Raw genomic sequence first — 21,936 nt, forward strand, 5'->3', positions numbered from 1 at the left:
CACATCACTCATAATGATGGGGTCACAGGTTCGAATCCCGTCGTAGCCACCATTATTCTGATTTATTGCAGATGCAGTGAATCACACCGGTTTGCGGCGGTGGCGGAATTGGTAGACGCGCTAGCTTCAGGTGCTAGTGTCCGAAAGGACGTGAGGGTTCAAGTCCCTCCCCCCGCACCAAGACAATTGATACTTAGCCCGCCCGCTGAGTTATCATAAAAAACATGCGGAAGTGGCGGAATTGGTAGACGCACCAGATTTAGGTTCTGGCGCCGCAAGGTGTGAGAGTTCAAGTCTCTCCTTCCGCACCATATTAAGCCCACTAGCTTCAGCTGGTGGGCTTTTTTCGTTTTTGTTATCTGCCAGTCACACTTCTCGGTCCCTCTAATACTTTTCGCCACTTCATCTTGAACTTTGTTTTGTTTTGTTTATCATAAGTTTCGAATCGAAACTTTAGTGGTTATATGTCGAAACGAAATACCCAACAACGCCGTCACACCATTGTGTCCTTGCTAACAGAGCAAGGGCAGGTGAGTGTTGATGCCCTCTCTCAACGCTTTGAAACCTCCGAAGTGACTATCCGTAAAGATTTGGCCGAGCTAGAGAAAAACGGCCTGCTACTGCGCCGTTATGGCGGAGCTGTGCCCGTACCGCAAGAAATGGTATCGGAGCAGGCGGTGAAAGTGTCGAAGCAAAAGCAAAGTATTGCCGATACTGCAGCGGCGCGTATTCGAGATCATAACCGTATCGTCGTCGACAGTGGCACCACGACTGCGGCTTTAATCCCTTTGCTCGACAAAAAGCGCGGTCTAGTGGTGATGACTAACTCATTGCAGGTTGCCAATGCGATTCGTGAGCTTGAACACGAACCCACCTTATTAATGACGGGGGGAACGTGGGATACCCATTCTGAGTCCTTTCAAGGTCAAGTAGCCGAACAAACCTTACGTGCCTATGACTTTGATCAGCTCTTTGTTGGCGCCGACGGCATTGATGTGGTGCGCGGCACGACCACCTTTAACGAGATGACGGGTCTGACACGGGTGATGGCGGAGGTCGCGCGTGAAGTGGTGGTGATGATCGAATCTGACAAGATCAGTCGCCGTATTCCTAATTTGGAGCTTGCCTGGTCCAGCATCGATACCTTGATCACCGATAGCCAACTCGACGACGATCTCAAGCGCGCGATCGAACAAACGGGGACAGATGTGATCTGTGCCGATACCTGATAAACCCAATAAGGAAAGACTATGTGTGGAATTGTAGGCGCTGTGGCGCAGCGTGATGTGGCTGAAATTTTAGTGGAAGGCCTACGTCGTCTTGAATACCGCGGTTATGACTCTGCTGGCGTTGCGATCACGGATGACCAGGGGCAATTAACCCGCGTTCGTCGTTTGGGTAAGGTAGCTGCGCTCTCCGATGCCGTTGCAGCGTCTCATCCGACCGGGGGAACGGGGATCGCGCATACGCGTTGGGCCACCCATGGAGAACCCAGCGAAGCCAATGCCCACCCACACATGTCCGGTAATGATATTGCGGTGGTCCATAATGGCATTATCGAAAACCATCAGACATTGCGTGAACAGCTGCAAGCACGTGGCTATCAATTTGATTCGCAAACCGATACCGAAGTGATCGCTCACTTAGTTGACTGGGAGATGCAACAAGGTGGTGATTTGCTGAATGCATTTCAACGCACCGTCGATCAGCTTGAAGGGGCTTACGGCACCGTAGTGATGGATAGACGCCAACCTGAACGGTTGATTGCCGCGCGCTCGGGCAGCCCGTTGGTGATTGGATTGGGGGTGGGGGAAAATTTCCTCGCGTCGGATCAGCTTGCGCTTTTGAATGTGACGCGTCGCTTTATTTACCTTGAAGAAGGGGATGTGGCTGATATCTCTCGCCGCGAGGTGACAATTTATAATCAGGAAGGCACACCGGTCGATCGCGAGGTGCATGAAGCCAGTGCTCAATACGATGCCGCCGATAAAGGCCAATATCGCCACTACATGCAAAAAGAAATCTATGAGCAACCCACGGCATTGACGAACACCATGGAAGGCCGTTTGGGCAACGACCATGTGATTGTGGATGCGATTGGCAATGGCGCCAGCGATATTTTGGCCAAAGCGCAGCACATTCAAATTATCGCCTGCGGGACTTCTTACAATGCGGGCATGGTGGCACGTTATTGGTTTGAGTCGTTGGCTGGGATTAGCTGTGATGTCGAGATTGCTTCTGAGTTTCGCTATCGCCAGTTTGTTACCCGTCCCAACAGTGTGCTCATTACCTTATCGCAATCTGGCGAAACGGCCGATACGCTAGCGGCGCTGCGCTTAGCGAAAGAGCGTGGTTATATGGCGACCATGGCCATTTGTAATGTGGCAGGTTCATCACTGGTTCGTGAGTCTGACTTAGCCTTTATGACGCGAGCAGGGACGGAAATCGGCGTTGCATCGACCAAAGCTTTTACTACCCAGCTGTCCGCGCTACTGATGCTGGTCACCGCGCTGGGTAAAATGCAAGGGCGTATCGGCCGTGATAAAGAGCGTGAGGTTGTCGATGCCTTGCACCATCTCCCCTCTAGCATTGAGCAGGCACTCACGTTTGATAAAGCGATTGAGCAGCTCGCTCAGGACTTTGCTGACAAGCATCATGCGCTCTTCCTTGGCCGTGGTGAGTATTATCCGATTGCTATTGAAGCCGCGCTCAAGCTAAAAGAAATCTCTTACATTCACGCTGAGGCCTATGCCGCTGGTGAGCTAAAGCATGGCCCATTGGCGCTGATTGATGCTGACATGCCGGTGATTGTGATCGCACCGAACAATGAGCTGTTGGAAAAGCTCAAATCAAACATTGAAGAAGTACGTGCTCGTGGTGGCCAGCTCTATGTGTTTGCCGATCAAGATGCCGGCTTTACACCGGAAGAAGGCATGAAAATTATCGCCATGCCACACGTGGATGACATCATCGCCCCGGTTTTCTACACCATCCCGATGCAGCAATTGTCGTATCATGTGGCCTTAATTAAAGGCACGGACGTTGACCAACCTCGTAACCTCGCCAAAGCGGTGACGGTGGAATAATCCTGCCTAGTAATCACCACGCTCTGACTAGGAGCGTGGTTGATCATTTATCAGTTACTTCTTCTTTGCTATAAAAATGCGATCTGCATAGGCTTTGTTGCAAAATGCAAATCATTTTGCATTCAATCTCAGGCATGGCGTCTTGAAATGTAAACAGGATGTCGCGTATATCGCTAAAGATATGATTTTAAAGTCTTTATTTTGTGCCTAATAACCTGGCCTACATTGTGCATACTCAGGGTATAACGACAAATATTGATAAGTTGTAGTGAGGAAGCAATGATTGATTCTAAAACCCAAGTAGCAAAACGCATCAAAGAAGCGCGTGAGTGGAAAGGCATCACTCAAGTGAAAATGGCCAAACTACTCAATGTGGCGCGTCAGACTTATTTGGATATCGAAAACGGTAAAACTGAGCCTCGCGTTCGCATGCTTTCCAATATCGCTGAATTGACTGAACGTCCATTAGTGTGGTTTGTCTATGGCGACGAAGATGTTGAGATGCATGATGTTCAATACAAGCAAGATGTGAACCGCTTGCTCGAGCATTTCTCGCGTTTACCCCATGAAGCGCGCACGGCCATTTTAAATCAAAGCGTGAACATGGCGTCGTTCCTTGTGAACTATTCAAAGGCCGCTCAACGCGCATAAGAGCACTGCCTGACCGACTAGATATGCGGGTAAGTGCTTGCTTACTGAGGTAGGCATCCGTAGCGCAGCATCACACTATCGATGTGCGCTACCATGATACGCCTACCGAGCCATGCATAATGCAGGGTTGGTGTTGTGACGGGCTTTTGTTTAATACAGCTCGGGTAGCAGAGATGAGGCATGAATCATGGTGATTTCGACCGCGCATATGGCGCAACGGATCCGTGAAGCACGGGAATTCAGTAAAATCACTCAGGTAGAGATGGCGCAGCGTTTGAATGTCGCGCGGCAAACCTATCTAGATATGGAATCGGGAAAAACCGATCCAAAAATTCTAGCGCTGGTCACGATTGCAGAGATCACCGGTCGCCCTTTTAATTGGTTCGTGCATGGTGAATCTGATGAGCGAGACATTGCCTTCACTCATCGTGACGATTTGGCCGCCTTAACCAGCTTGCTGAGTCAGTTGCCGCAAGTTGCGCGTCAAACCGTTATGGATAACGCACTATCAATTGCTGAGTATGTCGTATCAATGACGCCCGAGCCGCGAAACGAATAAACAAAAAGCCCGATAAACGTTATCGGGCTTTTGCTTATTTGGCGTCTATGTCGCCGAGTGGGAGAGGAAAAAACGAAAGGCGGGATTCGACGTTTCATCTTTCCATTCATAGCCGAGCTCGCGTAAATGCGCGGTAAATGCCAGCAAATCCTGGTCGCCGATCTCAAAGCCACATAAAACACGTCCGTAATCTGAGCCATGGTTTCGGTAGTTAAACAGGCTAATATTCCAGTGGGTGCCCAGTGTTTGTAAAAAATGCAATAGTGCGCCTGGGTATTCAGGAAATTCGAAGCTGTACAGGCGTTCATGGAGGTGGGTTGAGGGACGCCCGCCAATCATGTAACGCACATGAACCTTGGCCATTTCATCGTCGGATAAATCTTCTACCGGATAACCTGCTTGGCGTAGATCCTTGATTATCTGATCCAACTCTTCTTGGCCTCCCAGCAACCGCACCCCGACGAAAATGTTCGCCAGGTTTTCATCCCCATATCGATAGTTAAACTCAGTCACGGCGCGATCGCCCAAAATCTGACAGAAATTGAAAAAAGCGCCAGTGTGTTCAGGGATAGTGACGGCAAGTAGGCCTTCGCGTTTTTCCCCCAGCTCAGCCCGTTCAGAGACGTAGCGTAGCGAGTGAAAGTTGGTGTTGGCACCGGATAACACCGCCGCCATTTGCTTGTCTTTTAGCTGATGTTTTTCAACATAGTGTTTTAGTCCAGCCAGTGCTAACGCGCCTGACGGCTCGGAAATAGCACGGGTGTCTTCAAAAATGTCTTGTACCGCCGCGCAAATGGCATCACTGGACACCGTGATGCTGTCATCAAGGTATTGCTGGCATAGCCGAAAGGATTCATCGCCGATGCGCTTGACTGCAACGCCATCGGCAAAGGTTCCAACCCGATCGAGGGTGACGGGAAAGCCAGCATCTAACGCCGCGCGCAGACAGGCCGAGTCTTCCGCTTCGACACCGATCACCTTGATATTAGGCATCAGTTGTTTGATAAGCACTGCGACGCCGGCAGCGATGCCTCCGCCCCCGACGGGTAAGAAGACATAATCGAGATGACCATTTTGTTGCACTAGCTCAAGACCGATAGTTCCTTGACCGGCAATCACCTGTGGGTGATCAAAGGGCGGAACAAAGGTATAGCCATGCTCATCGGCAAGCTGTTGTGCTCTGCCTTTGGCGTCATCAAAATTATTGCCATATAGCACCACTTTGCCGCCAAAGCCGCGTACCGCATCGACTTTAATTGCCGGTGTTGTCCGTGGCATGACGATGGTTGCTTGCACGCCAAGCTTGCTTCCAGATAACGCCACCCCTTGTGCATGATTACCGGCAGAGGCAGCAATCACACCGGCTTGCTTTTGCGCGTCGGTTAACTGGGCCATCATATTATGCGCGCCACGCAGTTTAAATGAATGAACCGGTTGACGGTCTTCGCGTTTGAGCTGCACCTGGTTATCGAAGCGCTCAGACAAGCGTTTCATGGTTTGAAGTGGCGAGGTGATCGCCACTTCATAAACAGGCGCGCGCAAGATATCCCTAAGGTAATCAGCACCGTCCATCGGTTGTGCGGGTAAAGATTGCGCCTGTTGCATGCTTACTCCTCCAATTTACTGCGATCGCGCACCGCGCCTTTATCAGCACTGGTGGCAAGGGTGGCATAGGCTCTTAAGGCGTAAGAAACCTGACGCTGGCGATCTTTCGGTTTCCACCCTCTTGCCTGCGCCTTTTCTCGGCGTGCAGTGAGGGTGGCTTCATCTACCCGCAAGCTGATTTCACGGGTCGGGATGTCAATGTGAATGCGATCACCGTCTTCAACGAGGGCGATGGTGCCGCCGTTAGCTGCTTCGGGTGACACATGACCAATGGATAGCCCGGAAGTGCCGCCAGAAAAACGGCCATCAGTGAGTAGGGCGCACGACTTACCCAGCCCCATCGATTTTAAGTAGGTGGTGGGGTAGAGCATTTCTTGCATCCCTGGTCCACCTTTGGGTCCTTCATAGCGAATCACGACCACATCGCCGGCTTTGACTTTTCCACCGAGAATCGCTTCCACGGCGGTGTCTTGGCTTTCGAAGACCACCGCGGGCCCTTCGAAGGTCAGAATGCTCTCATCCACGCCGGCGGTTTTGACGATACAGCCATTTAAGGCGATATTACCTTGCAGCACGGCAAGGCCACCGTCTTGGCTGAATGCGTGCTCGAGGGTACGAATACAACCAGATTGACGGTCATCATCCAGAGTGTCCCAACGACAGCGTTGCGAGAAGGCTTGGGTGGTACGGATGCCCGCCGGCCCTGCTCGATAAAACGCTTTGATGTCTTCATCGTCGGTTTGCATGATGTCATAGTGCGCCAGTTGCTCTTTAAGGCTCATGCCCAGCACAGTTTGCTGGTCCATATTCAGTAAGTTGGCGCGTTGGAGTTCGCCGAGGATCCCCATCACACCACCGGCGCGGTGCACATCTTCCATGTGATACTGCTGGGTGGATGGTGCCACTTTGCAAAGATGAGGGACTTGGCGTGACATGCGATCAATATCATCCATACCAAAATCGATATCGCCTTCTTGAGAGGCGGCCAGCAAGTGCAGCACGGTATTGGTTGATCCTCCCATGGCAATGTCGAGTGCCATGGCATTTTCAAATGAGGCGCGATTTGCAATATTGCGTGGCAGGATGCTGTCGTCGTCTTGCTCGTAATAGCGCTTGGCGAGCGAAACAATCCGTTTACCGGCGTTGAGAAACAGTTGTTCACGATCTGCATGAGTGGCGAGCATGGATCCATTACCGGGTTGGCTGAGCCCCAGCGCTTCGGTTAAACAGTTCATCGAGTTGGCAGTAAACATCCCTGAGCATGAGCCACAAGTGGGGCACGCTGAGCGTTCAATTTGCTCGCTTTGCTCATCAGACACATCTGGGTTGGCCCCTTGCATCATGGCATCGACCAGATCGAGTTTAAGGATTTGATCGGAAAGCTTGGTTTTCCCCGCTTCCATCGGCCCGCCAGAGACAAAAATAACGGGCACATTTAAGCGCATGGCGGCCATTAACATGCCTGGGGTAATTTTGTCACAGTTGGAAATACAGACCATGGCATCGGCACAGTGGGCGTTGACCATGTACTCGACCGAGTCAGCGATAATCTCACGCGAGGGCAGTGAGTAGAGCATGCCGCCGTGGCCCATTGCGATGCCATCATCCACCGCGATGGTATTAAATTCTTTGGCAATCCCACCGGCTTGTTCGATTTCTCGCGCCACCAGCTGGCCCATATCTTTGAGGTGGACGTGCCCGGGCACAAACTGGGTAAACGAGTTCACCACCGCGATGATGGGCTTGCCGAAATCATCATCTTTAACGCCGGTGGCACGCCATAGTGCGCGAGCGCCTGCCATGTTGCGACCGTGGGTGGTGGTTTTGGAACGATAGGTTGGCATATTACGACTCCTTTGCCTTATGCGCGCTGGTCGGGGTGAACGGGATCAAGCCAGCCCCATTTGTCTTCGGTAGTGCCATCAAACAGGCCAAAAAAGGCTTGCTGTAGTGAGGCGGTGATCGGGCCTCGTTGACCTTCACCCACTGTAATTTGGTCGACGCTGCGCACGGGGACGATTTCAGCTGCGGTTCCCGTCATAAACACTTCATCGGCCAGATAAAGCGCTTCACGTGCAATCGACTCTTCGCGAATCGTTAGCCCTTGTTCTTTGGCGAGTGTGATGATCGAATCGCGTGTTAGTCCAGGTAAAATCGCGCTGGTGGCCGGTGGGGTACTGATCACGCCATTTTTGACAATAAAGAGGTTCTCACCGGCCCCTTCGGACAGGTAGCCACGCACATCCAGTGCAATGCCTTCTGCGTAGCCATGACGGCGGGCTTCTCCACCCACTAATAAGGACGATAAGTAGTTGCCGCCGGCTTTTGCCGCGGTTGGAATGGTATTGGGGGCGGCACGGTTCCAGCTCGAGACCATGGCATCGACCCCTTGTGCGAGGGCGTCTTCGCCAAGGTAGCTTCCCCAGCTAAAGGCAGCGATAATGATGTCCATCTGTGTCTCTGGCGGTGGACAAACGCCGAGGCCAACATTGCCGACAAAGCCAAGCGGACGAATATAGGCGGAGCGAAGCTGGTTCACGCGCAGGGTTTCTCGGCAACCTTCCATCAGCGCATCCACGCTAAATGGGATCGGAAAACGATAAATCTTCGCCGAGTCTTTAAGGCGCTGCATGTGTTCGCGATGGCGAAATACCACGGGGCCGTTTGGGGTGTCGTAGCAACGTATCCCTTCAAAGACTGAGGTGCCATAGTGCATGGCGTGGGTGAGTACGTGCACAGTGGCATCCTGCCAAGCGATCATTTCCCCGTTAGACCAAATATAATCAGCGGTATTTGTCGACATTCTTTTCTTCCTTTTTGGTTATGCGCGTAGGGACTGTGTGGTCGAAGAGGCCATCATGACCTCTGCCACGTCCCATAGCTTAGTCAGTTGTGGCCGCAAGGTCTCGATCGCGCGTTGGCTTTCGACGGTGACATCAAAAATTACCTGTCCCGAGTCCGAAGGCATTGACATCGTAAACTGGCAGACGGTAAAACCACGATGACGGATCACGCGCAACACGCGCTCCAACAACTCAGGGCTGTGGGTGGCATGAATTGAAAATTGGTGTTGTGTCATCAGCTTTGCTCCATCATTTGTTGGTTGGCTGCCCCAGGCGGTACCAGTGGCCATACATTTTCCATTTCGTCGATGGCAACATGCAGCAAATACGGGCCCTGATGTGTCATCAAGGTGTTGAGGGCGTCCTCGACCTCGTCTTTGCGCTGGATACTGTGTCCGGGTATATCAAAGGCGCGCGCGAGGGTGAGAAAATCCGGATTGTCAGACAGATCGGTCTCGCTGTAGCGTTGATCGAAAAACAGCTGCTGCCATTGACGAACCATGCCTAAACGCTGGTTATCAAGCAGAATGATTTTAACGGCGATCCCTCGGCGTTTGAGTGTGCCCAGCTCTTGAATATTCATCATAAACGAGCCATCTCCGGTCACTAACACCACCTCATCATTGGGGCGAGCGACTTTGGCGCCCATTGCAGCCGGTAAACCAAAGCCCATAGTGCCCAGCCCTGCTGAGGTTAATAGATTCTCTGGCCGTGATGGGAGTACATGTTGCGCGACCCACATCTGGTGCTGGCCGACATCGGTCGCGACCACCGTACTGGTTGGCATACGCTGCGAAAGGTTATTCAGCAGTGCCGGCGCATAGATAGCGTCACCTGGGTGGTCATAACGCCACGAGTGCGTCGTTTGCCAGGTGGTGATTTGAGCGCGCCAATCAGGCGATGTGTCAGGGTTTTCTAAGGCGGGAAGCACGAGATTGAGCGGGGCGCAAACCGGTGCTTGTGCGCGGCGCAGTTTGTTGATTTCCGCCGCATCGATATCGATATGCACCACGTTAGCGTGGGGGGCGAATGTATCGAGCTTGCCGGTGACTCTGTCATCAAAGCGTGCGCCGATGACAATCAGCAAATCGGACGCTTGCACCGCCAAGTTAGCGGCTTTGGTGCCATGCATGCCCAACATGCCTAGATAATACGGATAGTGCGGTGCGACGGTGCCTAAGCCTTTTAAGGTACTGACCACAGGCAGTTCACTGCGCGCTAAATAATCGCGCACTGCTTGAGTGGCTTTGCCTAACACCACACCGCCGCCGAGATAGACCATAGGGCGCTGACTGGCTCGGATAAGCGCATTCGCCTGGTCGATATCTGTCTTGTTGAGTGGCGCGATATGTGGCGTGGTGATCTGGACTGTAGTCTCAGGGATCAAGCCTTGCTGTACGTCTTTGGCGATATCGACGAGCACGGGGCCCGGTCGACCTGATTGTGCCACTTCAAATGCTTGTGCGAGTGTGGGGGTGAGCTCAGCGGGATCGGTCACTAAAAAACTGTGTTTGGTGCAGGCTAACGATAAGCCCAGCACATCGATTTCTTGAAAAGCATCGGTACCGATAAGAGGGCTAGCAACCTGGCCGGTGATGGCCACAATAGGGACTGAGTCCATCATCGCATCGGCAAGCCCGGTCACGAGATTGGTGGCGCCAGGGCCTGATGTCGCAATGCATACCCCAGGACGGCCACTGGCTCGGGCATACCCGATCGCAGCCATGGCGGCGCCTTGCTCGTGGCGACAGAGGATATGTTCCACCCCACCGTCAAAAAGGGCATCGTAAACGGGCATGATGGCGCCCCCAGGATAACCAAAAACGGTATCCACCCCTTGTTGTTGTAACGCTTTTACCACCCATTGTGCACCGGTCATCGTCGCCCCTCCCCGTCTAAGCGGGGAGAGCAGGGTTGCGAATAACCTGTCTCTGCGCGCTCCATCATGATTGCTTCCGTTGTCGCGTGGCATCGCCACATGAATGAAAAAAGCCCCCGAACCTTTGGGTTGCGGGGGCTTGGTTGCGATGTTGCTGCTGTCTTTCGCGTACCTACACCCCTCGCGGAATAATGACCACGATGAGGCGAATAATGAGAACGATAGCGAAATTTAACATGTGTCTGTCTTATCTTTTATTGGGCCCATTTTATGAGCGTTTTGTTAATTATGTTTTTGTTTATGCCTGCTTGTTGCAGGTCAGTCACGGAGCCGATCTATCGCCGAGTCTCGTGTTTAATTGTTGTGCATTTGTAGTGGTATCACAGACCTCACTCGCATGACAAGAAAAAATTACTCTCAATCACAGATTAGCGCGGCAGTATAAGAGCTGGGTTTCATAGCGATGACAGTAAGCGGAGTGGGAAAATATGGCATTGGCGATAGTTCACAGTCGAGCCTGTGTCGGTGTAGAAGCGCCGAGTGTGACCGTAGAAGTACATATATCCAATGGTTTACCGGGGTTTGCGCTGGTGGGCTTACCGGAAACGACGGTCAAAGAAGCCCGTGATCGGGTACGAAGTGCGATTGTGACTTCTAATTTTGAGTTCCCCTCGCGCCGGATCACCGTCAACCTGGCCCCAGCCGACTTACCTAAAGAAGGGGGACGATTTGATTTACCCATTGCGCTTGGGATCTTGGTGGCGTCGGGACAGTTGCCAGAAAAGCGTTTAAACGCGTTTGAGTTTTTAGGTGAACTGGCGTTGTCAGGACAATTACGGCCGGTTAAAGGCGCATTGCCGGCGGCGCTCGCCAGTCAAAAAGCGCAGCGAGCCCTGGTGGTACCGGATGATAATGCCAATCAAGTGGCGCTGGTAGACAATGAGCGGCATGTGTCAGCGCCCGACCTGATTGCCGTGAGCCAACACCTAGCCGGCCAGCAAAGTTTATGTTTAAACGCTGTACCTGCCGTGAATGACACGCCAGCGGTGACGCGATGCTTACGCGACATTATCGGTCAGCAACAAGGCAAGCGGGCGTTAGAAATTGCCGCCAGTGGCTCTCATAACTTACTTTTTGTAGGTCCTCCCGGCACTGGAAAAACCATGCTTGCGTCGCGTTTATGTGACTTGCTGCCACCGATGAATGATGATGAAGCGTTGGCCTCAGCCGCCGTCACCTCTTTGACTCAACAACCTTTGCATGAGGGAAATTGGCGTCAGCGCCCTTTCCGTAGCCCCCACCATTCCAGCTCCATGGCAGCCTTGGTCGGAGGCGGCAGCGTACCGCGCCCTGGTGAGATTTCGCTGTCTCACCATGGGGTATTGTTTCTTGATGAAATGCCGGAGTTTGAGCGTCGCGTACTCGATGCGTTGCGCGAGCCGCTTGAGTCTGGCGAAATTGTGATTTCGCGCGCCAATGGTAAAACCCGGTTTCCGGCTCGCTTCCAACTTATCGGTGCATTAAACCCGAGTCCAACCGGTCATCACGAGGGTGAATTGGCCCGGTCTAACCCACAACAAATTCTGCGTTATTTAGCGCGTTTATCTGGCCCACTGTTAGACCGATTTGATATGTCCATTGATATTCCCGCACTGCCACGAGGCTGTCTTTCTAGTGGCGGAGAACGCGGTGAGTCAACGTCGACGGTAAAAGCGCGGGTAGCGGCTGCGCGTGAGCGTATGCTGGCACGCCAAGGAAAGGTGAATGCGTTGTTGAGTAATCAAGAAATGGAGCTGCATTGTCAGCTCGTTCAGGCTGATGCGGCGTTTTTAGAGCAGGCTTTACATCGATTGGGGTTGTCCGTTCGGGCCTATCACCGCATTATCAAGGTAGCACGTACCATTGCCGATCTTGGCGGCGACGCTCAGATCTCACGACCTCATTTAGCGGAAGCGCTGGGATACCGGGCGATGGATGGCTTATTGCGCCATCTCAACGCCCAAGTCAGCTAATTACTTTTGGGTCAGTAAAAAGTTGATCAACTGGAAGTATTCTTCCGGAGTTTCTACTGTTTTGGGTGTCACGTGATATTTACCGTTGACGATCACCGCAGGCACACCGCGCAAGCCCGCTTTTTCGAACGATTGGTCGAAACGCTTGGCCATGGAGTTCGCGGCAAAGCTGTTGTAAGCGCTGTCAAATTCTTTGCCATCAATGCCGTTATCGACAAACATTTGGCGAACCTCCGCCAGTGATTTCGGTGGGTTTTGTGCCGCATGAATGCGATCAAACATCACCGGAATAATGGTTTTTTGTGCATCGAGCACAACCGCCGCTGCGTAGGCGCGTGTTACCACACTGCCCATCTCGCCGCCCATAAAAGACACATGGTGTTTTACCACTTTCGCATTATCAGGCACTTGTTGTTTGAGCTGCTGGACCAGTGGTTCAAACTGATAACAATGTGGGCAATAGAAAGAGAAAAACTCGGTCACTGTTGGGGAATCAGTTGCCGGCGTCTCTAGCACCTGGTAATCCTCACCAGCTTTAAAGCGGCCTGGTTTAGCATCCGCTACCTCAATCGGTGTTGCAGGCTCTGCCGACTCCGTTTGCGTCTGCGTGGTTTCGGTTGTTGGGGTGGTGTCTGGTGATGTCTGCGTCACGCTCTCAGGCTCAGAGCACGCGGTTAGGCCTACGACCAGTAGCAAAGGCAACAGTTTTTTAAACATGATTGAATGACTCTCCGTTATCGATTGAGCGCTTACGGATACAGTGTAAGCGGTGGTGCTTCAAGGGCGGCAAGTTGTTCTTTAAAAGCGAGTACCTGACCTTCCCAGTATTTTGCATCAGCAAACCAAGGAAATGCACGAGGAAAAGCCGGATCTTGCCAGCGTTTTGCCAGCCAGGCCATGTAATGCACCATTCTCAGACCACGCAATGGCTCGATCAGTTGCAATTGGTCGGCGGGGAATTCACGAAATTCGCGATAACCCTCCGCCAAGGTGTCGAGTTGCGCGAGCTGATCGGCGCGACTGCCGTTTAAAAATAGCCATAAATCTTGCATCGCGGGACCGTTACGGGTGTCATCAAAATCGACAAATAGTGGACCGTCTCGCCACAAAATATTGCTGGGATGACAATCGCCATGGAGCCGAATCGCGGGCCACTCCGTGTGCCATCGCGCCGCGATGGCATCGATTAATCGGTCGAGATCAGAGAAGAATGTCGCTTGCAGGCTTGCTGGGATCAAGCTGGCTTCTCCTAGCTCGCGGCGTGGCTGATAAAGGTGGCTGTCGAGATCAAATTTAGCGCGAGTTTGAAAAGGCTTAGCGGCGCCCATTTGGTGGATACGACCCAGATAACGGCCGACCGCTTCGAGCTGATCCCAATTGTCCACTTCAAAGCCGCGACCGCCCACACTGGGGAATAAGGCAAAGCGAAAGCCTGACGCGTAAAAAAGACTGGTTCCCTCTCGTTGAATCGGCGCAACGACGGGAATATCTGCGTCGGCTAGCTCGCGGCAGAAAGCATGTTCTTCATGAATTTGCGCATCGGACCAGCGAGCGGGCCGATAGAACTTGACCACATAGCGCTGGCCATCATCGGCGACAAACTGGGCCACCCGATTTTCATAGCTGTTCAGCGCGAGTAGGCCGGATTGAGGAAAAATACCGACCGATTCAATCGCATTTAATTGAACGTCGGGAGTAAGAGCATGAAAGTCAAAGCCTATCTCGGTCATACGCCACCTGAGAATGACAAAAGAAACGTTATAGTAACAAATAAAAAGGGCGCTGCCTGCGCCCTGTTTATTTGTCGTGAATGGTTGTTGTGGTGAATTGGCCGATTACAGATCCGTGATAAAGCGGCTTTCAGCCGTTACCCTTTTTTGTTTGTCGCCTGATTCACGCTCCATCACAAAGGTGATGTCGGCAATGCGTTGCTCCATCTCGTACGTATCGACTGCCAGACTAATCGGCAGTGAGAAAACCTCACCCGCTTGTACATTAACGGTTTGTGGCCCGTGCCATGTCACCTCATCCAAGCCTTTAACCGACAGCTGGTATACGTCGTCTGTCTGCGTTTTATTTAAGATTTTTAAGGTGTAGGTATTTTCAACCAGTCCTTGGTTGTTAATGCGATACAGTTGATTACGGTCGCGTATCACATCCAGCTCCATCGGCATGACCGACATCGCCAGATAAATAAACATTGCAGTCACAATAACCATGACCGCCCCATAACCCACCAGTTTTGGTCGCATGACCGCGGTTTTCTTTCCTTCGAGCTTGTGCTCGGTGGTGTAGCTGATTAGGCCGCGCGCGTACCCCATGCGATCCATGGTTTCATCACACGCATCGACACAGGCACCACAGTTGATGCATTCATACTGCAAACCATCACGAATATCGATACCTGTCGGACACACTTGCACACATAGGTTGCAGTCAATACAGTCGCCTAATCCTAATGCTTTGGGATCTTTCTTACGTGGGCGAGGCCCGCGTTTTTCGCCGCGTTTGGCATCATAGCCAACGATAAAGGTGTCTTTATCAAACATTGCGGACTGAAAGCGCGCGTAGGGGCACATGTGAATACACATGATCGATCGCATCCAGCCCGCATTCCCGTAAGTACAGGCAGCAAAGAAGATCACCCAAAAGCCGACCCAAAAGCTAGTATCGAACGTGACTAAATCGACCGCGAGCGATTGCACGGGGACAAAGTAACCGACAAACGTGGCGCCCGTGACCAGAGATATGAGCCACCAAGCCGCATGCTTCGCGGCTTTTCGCGCAGCCAATGCCGGCGTAAGTTTGAGCGAGTCTTGTTTTCGGCGTTTGTTGGCCGCCCCCTCCAGCTTTTCTTCAAACCAGATAAAGAGAAAGGTCCATACTGTTTGCGGGCACAAATAGCCACACCACACCCGGCCAAGAAAAGTGGTAATAAAAAAGAGGCCGAAGGCGGCGAGCATCAAAAGTGCAGCCAACAAGGTCAGGTCTTGTGGCCACAACGTGGTGCCGAAAAAATTAAACTTTTGATTGCCTATATCCAGCAAAATGGCTTGTCGGCCTTGATACGGGATCCAGGGCGTTAGCAGAAACAGCAGCATAAAGAACCAGCCCATGTAACGGCGCATTCGCTGGTAATAGCCTTTCACCGCGCGTACATAAATGCGATTACTCGGATTAAAGCGATCGTCGTTACCTTTATGGGTTTTGGGATTGTATTCTTTTGCAGTCACGTCTTTGACGTTAATTTTTTTATCGCTCATGACATTGGCTTTCCTTGGGATAGCGGGTCCATGGTGCATTGCCAGGCCCTAATTATCATTGTGCCTGTGATTGTAGCGCAGCAAACGCCGTGAATACGCTACCAGAGTCATAGTTTGCGATACAGCCACAAACTGAACGAATTCCAGCTATAACAGACGATTAGCGAGGGCCACTGACTCACTCTTTTGTTGGGGTAATGCCTCTCGCCCGTAAAATAGCGGCTTTAAAGTCGTCTTCATTGTCTTTTGCAAGGCCAGGAATAGGCGCGTTGCTATCTTCTAGTCGCATTTTGAGTTGATAGATCAAGGTGTCGTCCGATAGCGTTGTTAAGTCATCGCGATGACCGGCCTCTTGGGCAATCAGATTGAGCATGGTCATGAGCGAGTGATTGGGCGTTTGTTGCCAAGATTGGTTCAGTAGATCGAGCAACTCGTTGATACGATGGCAGTGCATGGCGGGATCCTTAATGTGGCACGTAAAAAATACCATTTTGCCCGACGGCGAGCGGTGAATACTTAGCCAAGATCAAATTCCTCTCAGGCGAGAGTTAATTTATCGGCATCACACGATTACGCCCGAGGTTTTTGGCCTTATAGAGTTGTTGATCAGCACGGTAAATGAGGTCGGCGCCAGATTCGCGAGCATGCTCATCGTACTCGGCGACGCCCATGGACACGGTAATATGATCCAATGTTTGGCCACGACGCCGGTCTTTTATCACCATTCTATCGATAGCGGCACGTAGCGTTTCAGCGGTCCGTTTTGCGCTATTGAGACGTCTTTTAGGTAACAGTAGCGCAAACTCTTCGCCGCCGTAGCGGAACGCTTGTACGCCTTCTCGGCAGTAGTCGAGTAATCGCTTGGCGACCTGCTTCAAAGCGATATCGCCGAGCACGTGACCGTATGTATCGTTAAGTTGTTTAAAGTGATCGAGGTCGACGAGGACTAAAGCAAACGGCCAGGTTTGTGCGTTTTCGGTGTACGCATTGAGCTCGCGTTCAAAGGCGGCCCGATTGAGCAGGCCGGTTAAGCCATCATGGGTGGCTTGCTCGGTCATCTCTGCGAGGTTTTGTTTTAGTTGGGCAATTTCTTGCTGGGCATCACTCAGTTGGTGTTTAAAGTAGCGGGTCGATTGAGTCAGAGCTTGCGAGTCTTTCACTACATTACGGACAACGGCGATGGTTTCATCAATGGACAACCCTTCGTTTTCAACGCGAGACAGCTGTTCGAATGTTTTGTCGAGTACCGAGTGAAACGCGTCTGTGTCCTGAAGCGTGTCAGACATCGAATGACTCATCTCCGTCATCATTGACTCAAGGCTTTGCTTAAGGCTGCCAATGTTCTGGCTGTGTTTATCCGCCATATGCTTTTGATACAAGATGTCGCTTTGAAGAGGACTGCACGTGCCATGCTCATGGACGGTGGTATCGACGTCAGCGGTGAGCTTTGGATCGGTATTGGCGACGTAGGTGTACCATAGCGCGTAGTTGGTCGGTGTCGTGGGCACCTTATATTTCATCATCAAAGGGACCGCTTTTTTGAGAAATACGGTCGATTGTTGAAATTGATCGTCTGACATGGCGGTCCTTTCTGCTAAGCAACATAGATAGGCACTTTGTTCAGTGTATACCCAAAGTGACAGGAGTGGCAGCGTTGAGATAAAAAGCGTGAGCCTGCAGACACGGATGTCTGCAGGCTTGTGTTGGCGCAATAACGGGTGTTAAAGAAAGAACGGGCTGGGTTGGAATAGGCGTTCAACATCCGGAATGTATTTTTTATTCACCAAGAATAACACCACATGATCATCTTGCTGGATCACGGTTTTATCATGGGCAATCAATACTTCATCGCCTCGTACAACCGCACCTATGGTCGTGCCCGGTGGTAACTTTATCTCGCCAATTGCCCGGCCAACCACTTTGGACGTTGACGCATCACCGTGCGCAATTGCTTCAATTGCTTCAGCGGCGCCGCGTCGTAATGACGACACATTGACAATATCGGCGCGGCGTACATGGGTGAGCAACGCCGAAATCGTCGCTTGTTGGGGGGAGATGGCAATATCAATCACCCCACCTTGAACCAAGTCGACATAAGCACCGCGTTGAATCAGCACCATGACTTTTTTTGCCCCTAGGCGTTTAGCGAGCATTGCCGACATAATATTGGCTTCATCTTCGTTGGTGACCGCGATAAAGACATCAATCTGCTCAATGTGCTCTTCGCTGAGTAATTCCTGGTCAGACGCATCGCCACAAAAAACGGTGGTTTCTTCTAATAGCTCAGCCAGGTGTTCAGCACGAGCTGGATTGCGCTCAATTAACTTCACGCTGTACTGGCGCTCAAGTGCCATGGCTAGGCCAGCACCAATATTCCCCCCACCCACAATCATGATGCGTTTGTAAGGCTTTTCGAGGCGCTGCAGTTCACTCATCACTGAGCGGATATGGTTGCTGGCGGCGACGAAAAAGACTTCATCATCGGCTTCGATAATGGTCGTGCCTTGGGGGCGAATCGGGCGGTCACGCCGAAAGATAGCGGCAACACGGGTATCGACATGCGGCATGTGCTCGCGCAGTGCTGAGAGCGCTTTGCCGACCAAAGGCCCGCCGTAATAGGCCTTAACAGCCACCAGGCCCACTTTTTTGTCGGCAAAGCTGACCACTTGTAACGCGCCTGGGTATTCAATTAAGCGACGAATATAATGCGTCACCAGCTCCTCTGGGGCGATAAGGTGGTCAACCGGACAGGCGTCACTGTTAAACAGTTGCTCTTTTACCGCGAGATATTCAGGACTTCGGATCCGAGCAACACGATTGGGTGTGTTAAAGCGGGTAAAAGCGACCTGACAAGCGATCATGTTTGTTTCATCGGAGTTGGTTACGGCAACCAGCATATCCGCATCTTGCGCGCCAGCCTCTTGCAAGGTCGACGGATGGCTGGCAAACCCGTGTACAACACGTAAGTCGTATTTATCTTGCAGTTCGCGAAGCCGTTCTGGGGCGCGGTCAACAATGGTGATGTCATTGTTTTCTCCGACCAGATTTTCTGCCAAGGTACCGCCGACTTGGCCTGCACCCAAGATAATGATTTTCATGTTGTTGTTACTCCCTGCCTCGTTACTTGCCGGTTGGCTTTTTTAGGCATGCGTAATAGAAGCCGTCCATGTCGTGTTCTCCGGGGAGAATTTGTCGTCCTGGCTGGTCGTGGGTGCCGGTGCGCAATATTGCTGTTGGCTCGCGAGTTAAAAAGGCGCGAATTTGTGTCGCGTTTTCATCCGGTAATACCGAGCAGGTCGCGTAGACCAGCGTACCGCCTGGCGCCAATTGCTGCCACATTGCGTCCAAAATCTCCGCTTGTAACGTGACCAAGGCTTGAATATCGCTATCGCGTCTTAGCCATTTAATGTCCGGATGGCGACGGATCACACCTGTGGCCGAGCAGGGCGCATCCAGCAAAATGCGATCAAATGCTGGGCCCGAATGCCAAGCGCTCGGCAAGCGAGCATCGGCGTGTTTCACCTCAGCATTAAGCCCTAAGCGCGATAGGTTCTCTTTGATCCGCGACAAGCGATTTTCATCGGCATCAATGGCAGTGACGATCGCATCAGGCTGATGTTCAAGAATATGACAGGTTTTGCCACCGGGGGCGGCACAGCAGTCGAGAATGTGCTCTGCTGAATCGGGCTGGAGGTAGTCGACAGCGAGTTGTGCGGCGGCATCTTGTACCGATACCCAACCTTGGGTAAAGCCTGGCAAACGTGTTACGTCGCACGGTGCGTCGAGCTTGATAGCGTCCAAAGCTTGGGTGTGCGGAGAACCAGCGATACCAGCCGCTTGCAGTTCAGCAAGGTAACTTGCCTGAGTATGATGCTGGCGGTTTACGCGCAACCACATGGGGGCTTTTTGATGATTCGCCGCGATAATCTCTTGCCACTGGTTAGGGTAGGCCTGTTGAAGACGCGTTAATAACCAGCTGGGATGGCAGTGTTGCCCGGCGGACTCGGCTTGACTGGCATCATCGAGCGAGGCTTGATCGCGTTGATAGTTACGCAATATCGCATTGATAAGGCCACGTAACTGCGGACGCTTGAGTGTTTTGGTCGCGTTGACCGTTTCCGCCACCGCGGCATGGGCCGGAATACGCATATAGCCGAGTTGATAGAGGCCAACGAGTAACAGGTGATGAAACACACGTTGCTTACCTTTTAATGGTTTGTCCATCAAAGCTTGCACGATATGCTCTAAACGCGGCAACCAACGTAAGGTGCCGTAGCAGATCTCTTGCAGTAATGCCGCATCCCGTGGTGCGATGTGCTGCTGCGCAAGTGGCAGTTGCTGCGAGAGGGATTGGCCTTGATCGACCACTTGATATAGAACGCGGGCAGCCGCGGCTCTTACATTCATATGTTTACCCATTAAAAGGCCAAAATGGCATCAGACGATAGCGTCGCCTGTTACATTAAAAAAGGCCAGCGTACTGGCCTTAAACGATGTTGCTACAAAACGCACCCTTTATACTAATTGGGTGCCGGTTTCAAACCACTCGCGACGCGCATTGAGCAGCTCGTGAGCCTGCATGGCTTTCTTGCCCGGTGGCTGTAGGTGTGTCAGCTGAAGAACACCTTTGCCGGTCGCAATTTGAATACCGTGTTTATCAGTGTTAATGACGGTCCCCGGCGCAGCATCAACATCAATATCGAGTGCGTTCGCGCCCCACACTTTGATATTTTGCTCACCTAAGGTGAAAAAACTCACCGGGCGAGGATTGAATGCGCGTACACAGCGTTCGATAAACGCCGCGTCTTGATGCCAATCGATATGAGCTTCTTGCTTGGTTAGCTTTTCGGCGTAATTGGCTTTGGCGTCATTTTGCGGTTCAGCCAATATAATGCCGTTGGCCATATCATTGAGGCAATCAATCAGTGCCTGTGGACCCAGCTCAGCCAAGCGCTCATACAGACTGCCACTGGTTTCTTTGTCATCAATCGGTAAGGTGGCGATTTTTAACATGTCACCGGTATCGAGCCCTTCATCCATCTGCATGATGGTGACGCCGGTTTCGTTGTCGCCTGCCCAGACCGCTCGCTCAATCGGTGCGGCCCCCCGCCAACGTGGCAAAATTGAGCCATGCACATTAACGCAGCCCAATCTTGGGATCGTTAACACGGCTTTCGGCAAAATAAGTCCATAGGCGACCACCACCAGAACGTCGGCATCGAGCGCGGCTAACTCGGCCTGTGCCGTTTCGTCACGCAACGTGCGAGGCTGGTATACCGGGAGTGCATGTTCAATCGCCAGTTGTTTAACTGGGCTCGCCGTGAGCTTTTTGCCCCGTCCTGCTGGTTTATCTTCGCGGCTATAGACCGCAATGACCTCATGCTCACTGTCGAGTAAGGCTTGTAAATGGCGCGCGGCAAAGTCCGGCGTGCCCGCAAATACTATACGCAGCGGTTTGCTCAAAGTGACCTCAGCTTGCTTTTTGGTTAGCGCGTTTGAGTTTTTCCATTTTTTGCTTGATGCGTTGGCGCTTCAATGGTGATAGATAATCAACGAATAGCTTGCCTTCTAAGTGGTCAAGCTCGTGTTGAATACAAATCGCCAGTAAGTCGTCTGCATCGAACTGAAATGGATTGCCGTCACGATCGAGTGCTTTGACCGTCACTTCGGCTGCTCGAGGCACTAAGGCACGTGAGCTCGGCACAGAGAGGCACCCTTCTTCAATACCCTCTTCACCGCGCTTTTCGATAATTTCAGGGTTGATCAGCACCATAGGCTCGTCACGCGTTTCTGATACATCGATCACGACCATGCGTTGGTGAAAATCAACCTGAGTAGCGGCAAGACCGATACCGTCTTGGTCGTACATGGTTTCAATCATGTCATCGGCCATTTTCTGGATCTCAGGGGTAACGGTATCCACCGGTTTCGCAACGGTGCGAAGGCGCTCATCTGGAAATGTTAATACGTTCAGTAAAGCCATAACGTCTCGCAAAAATTGAACTGTGCCGAATGCGGCACGGGATAATTGGGTTAAT

At 51.9% G+C, this 21,936-nt stretch carries 19 protein-coding genes and 2 tRNA genes; 7 read left to right on the forward strand and 14 right to left on the reverse strand.

Going from position 1 to position 21,936, the window contains the following annotated elements; all coding sequences use genetic code 11:
- Positions 1-93 precede the first annotated feature (93 nt).
- The 6 genes from HLG76_RS13690 to HLG76_RS13715 all read left to right on the forward strand — a co-directional run bounded on the left by HLG76_RS13690 (position 94) and on the right by HLG76_RS13715 (position 4,296).
- Positions 94-180 (forward strand) — tRNA-Leu (locus tag HLG76_RS13690).
- 46 nt (positions 181-226) lie between these two features.
- Positions 227-311 (forward strand) — tRNA-Leu (locus HLG76_RS13695).
- A 153-nt stretch (positions 312-464) separates the two neighbouring features.
- The gene (locus HLG76_RS13700) at positions 465-1,229 is read left to right on the forward strand and encodes a DeoR/GlpR family DNA-binding transcription regulator (protein ID WP_077461780.1); all 765 of its coding nucleotides are present in this window, start codon (positions 465-467) and stop codon (positions 1,227-1,229) included.
- Positions 1,230-1,250: 21 nt separating this feature from the next.
- A complete protein-coding gene (gene glmS / locus HLG76_RS13705) occupies positions 1,251-3,086 on the forward strand; it encodes a glutamine--fructose-6-phosphate transaminase (isomerizing) (protein ID WP_077576856.1) in 1,836 nt (611 codons plus the stop codon).
- Between the two features lie 279 nt (positions 3,087-3,365).
- Complete coding sequence (locus HLG76_RS13710) at positions 3,366-3,737, forward strand: helix-turn-helix transcriptional regulator (protein WP_021022741.1); 372 nt, start codon at positions 3,366-3,368, stop codon at positions 3,735-3,737.
- Positions 3,738-3,924: 187 nt separating this feature from the next.
- Positions 3,925-4,296, forward strand: a complete 372-nt coding sequence (locus HLG76_RS13715; protein WP_021022740.1) for a helix-turn-helix transcriptional regulator — start codon at positions 3,925-3,927, stop codon at positions 4,294-4,296.
- A gap of 45 nt (positions 4,297-4,341) precedes the next feature.
- On the opposite strand, the gene ilvA is transcribed toward HLG76_RS13715, so the two are convergent.
- Genes ilvA through ilvG form a run of 5 tightly spaced genes read right to left on the reverse strand, consistent with a single transcriptional unit; the run spans position 4,342 to position 10,623 of the window.
- Positions 4,342-5,901: a threonine ammonia-lyase, biosynthetic gene (ilvA, locus tag HLG76_RS13720; protein WP_077576857.1), complete on the reverse strand. Its 1,560-nt coding sequence runs from the start codon at positions 5,899-5,901 to the stop codon at positions 4,342-4,344.
- Between the two features lie 2 nt (positions 5,902-5,903).
- Positions 5,904-7,745: a dihydroxy-acid dehydratase gene (gene ilvD / locus HLG76_RS13725; protein ID WP_077576858.1), complete on the reverse strand. Its 1,842-nt coding sequence runs from the start codon at positions 7,743-7,745 to the stop codon at positions 5,904-5,906.
- Positions 7,746-7,762: 17 nt separating this feature from the next.
- Positions 7,763-8,704, reverse strand: a complete 942-nt coding sequence (gene ilvE / locus HLG76_RS13730; RefSeq protein ID WP_021022737.1) for a branched-chain-amino-acid transaminase — start codon at positions 8,702-8,704, stop codon at positions 7,763-7,765.
- Between the two features lie 18 nt (positions 8,705-8,722).
- Complete coding sequence (gene ilvM / locus HLG76_RS13735) at positions 8,723-8,980, reverse strand: acetolactate synthase 2 small subunit (RefSeq protein WP_021022736.1); 258 nt, start codon at positions 8,978-8,980, stop codon at positions 8,723-8,725.
- Positions 8,980-10,623: an acetolactate synthase 2 catalytic subunit gene (ilvG, locus tag HLG76_RS13740; protein WP_175993854.1), complete on the reverse strand. Its 1,644-nt coding sequence runs from the start codon at positions 10,621-10,623 to the stop codon at positions 8,980-8,982. The genes ilvM and ilvG overlap by 1 nt, the downstream gene beginning before the upstream one ends.
- 488 nt (positions 10,624-11,111) lie before the next feature.
- Here ilvG and HLG76_RS13745 point away from each other — a divergent pair, with 488 nt between their 5' ends.
- Positions 11,112-12,635, forward strand: coding sequence for a YifB family Mg chelatase-like AAA ATPase (locus HLG76_RS13745; RefSeq protein WP_077661250.1), 1,524 nt, complete (start codon positions 11,112-11,114; stop codon positions 12,633-12,635).
- Here the strand turns inward: HLG76_RS13745 and HLG76_RS13750 are convergent, their stop codons facing one another.
- The 9 genes from HLG76_RS13750 to def all read right to left on the reverse strand — a co-directional run bounded on the left by HLG76_RS13750 (position 12,636) and on the right by def (position 21,881).
- Entirely contained in the window at positions 12,636-13,352 is a 717-nt protein-coding gene (locus HLG76_RS13750; protein ID WP_021022733.1) for a thiol:disulfide interchange protein DsbA/DsbL, read from the reverse strand.
- Between the two features lie 32 nt (positions 13,353-13,384).
- The gene (locus HLG76_RS13755; RefSeq protein WP_021022732.1) at positions 13,385-14,365 is read right to left on the reverse strand and encodes a serine/threonine protein kinase; all 981 of its coding nucleotides are present in this window, start codon (positions 14,363-14,365) and stop codon (positions 13,385-13,387) included.
- 105 nt (positions 14,366-14,470) lie between these two features.
- Entirely contained in the window at positions 14,471-15,898 is a 1,428-nt protein-coding gene (gene ccoG / locus HLG76_RS13760) for a cytochrome c oxidase accessory protein CcoG (protein ID WP_077461774.1), read from the reverse strand.
- 178 nt (positions 15,899-16,076) lie between these two features.
- Positions 16,077-16,352 carry a YihD family protein gene (locus HLG76_RS13765; RefSeq protein ID WP_021022730.1) on the reverse strand — a complete coding sequence of 92 codons (276 nt, stop codon included), beginning with the start codon at positions 16,350-16,352 and terminating at the stop codon, positions 16,077-16,079.
- A 94-nt stretch (positions 16,353-16,446) separates the two neighbouring features.
- Complete coding sequence (locus tag HLG76_RS13770) at positions 16,447-17,478, reverse strand: diguanylate cyclase (protein WP_077576864.1); 1,032 nt, start codon at positions 17,476-17,478, stop codon at positions 16,447-16,449.
- A 141-nt stretch (positions 17,479-17,619) separates the two neighbouring features.
- Complete coding sequence (trkA, locus tag HLG76_RS13775) at positions 17,620-18,996, reverse strand: Trk system potassium transporter TrkA (protein ID WP_077461772.1); 1,377 nt, start codon at positions 18,994-18,996, stop codon at positions 17,620-17,622.
- Between the two features lie 22 nt (positions 18,997-19,018).
- Positions 19,019-20,305 (reverse strand): 16S rRNA (cytosine(967)-C(5))-methyltransferase RsmB, encoded by a 1,287-nt coding sequence (gene rsmB, locus HLG76_RS13780; RefSeq protein ID WP_077679283.1) that lies wholly within the window; start codon positions 20,303-20,305, stop codon positions 19,019-19,021.
- A 108-nt stretch (positions 20,306-20,413) separates the two neighbouring features.
- Positions 20,414-21,361 (reverse strand): methionyl-tRNA formyltransferase, encoded by a 948-nt coding sequence (gene fmt, locus HLG76_RS13785; protein WP_021022726.1) that lies wholly within the window; start codon positions 21,359-21,361, stop codon positions 20,414-20,416.
- Positions 21,362-21,368: 7 nt separating this feature from the next.
- Positions 21,369-21,881: a peptide deformylase gene (def, locus tag HLG76_RS13790; protein ID WP_175993855.1), complete on the reverse strand. Its 513-nt coding sequence runs from the start codon at positions 21,879-21,881 to the stop codon at positions 21,369-21,371.
- Between the last annotated feature and the right edge of the window lie 55 nt (positions 21,882-21,936).

Source organism: Salinivibrio sp. EAGSL (genome assembly GCF_013366455.1).
Taxonomy (GTDB): domain Bacteria; phylum Pseudomonadota; class Gammaproteobacteria; order Enterobacterales; family Vibrionaceae; genus Salinivibrio; species Salinivibrio costicola.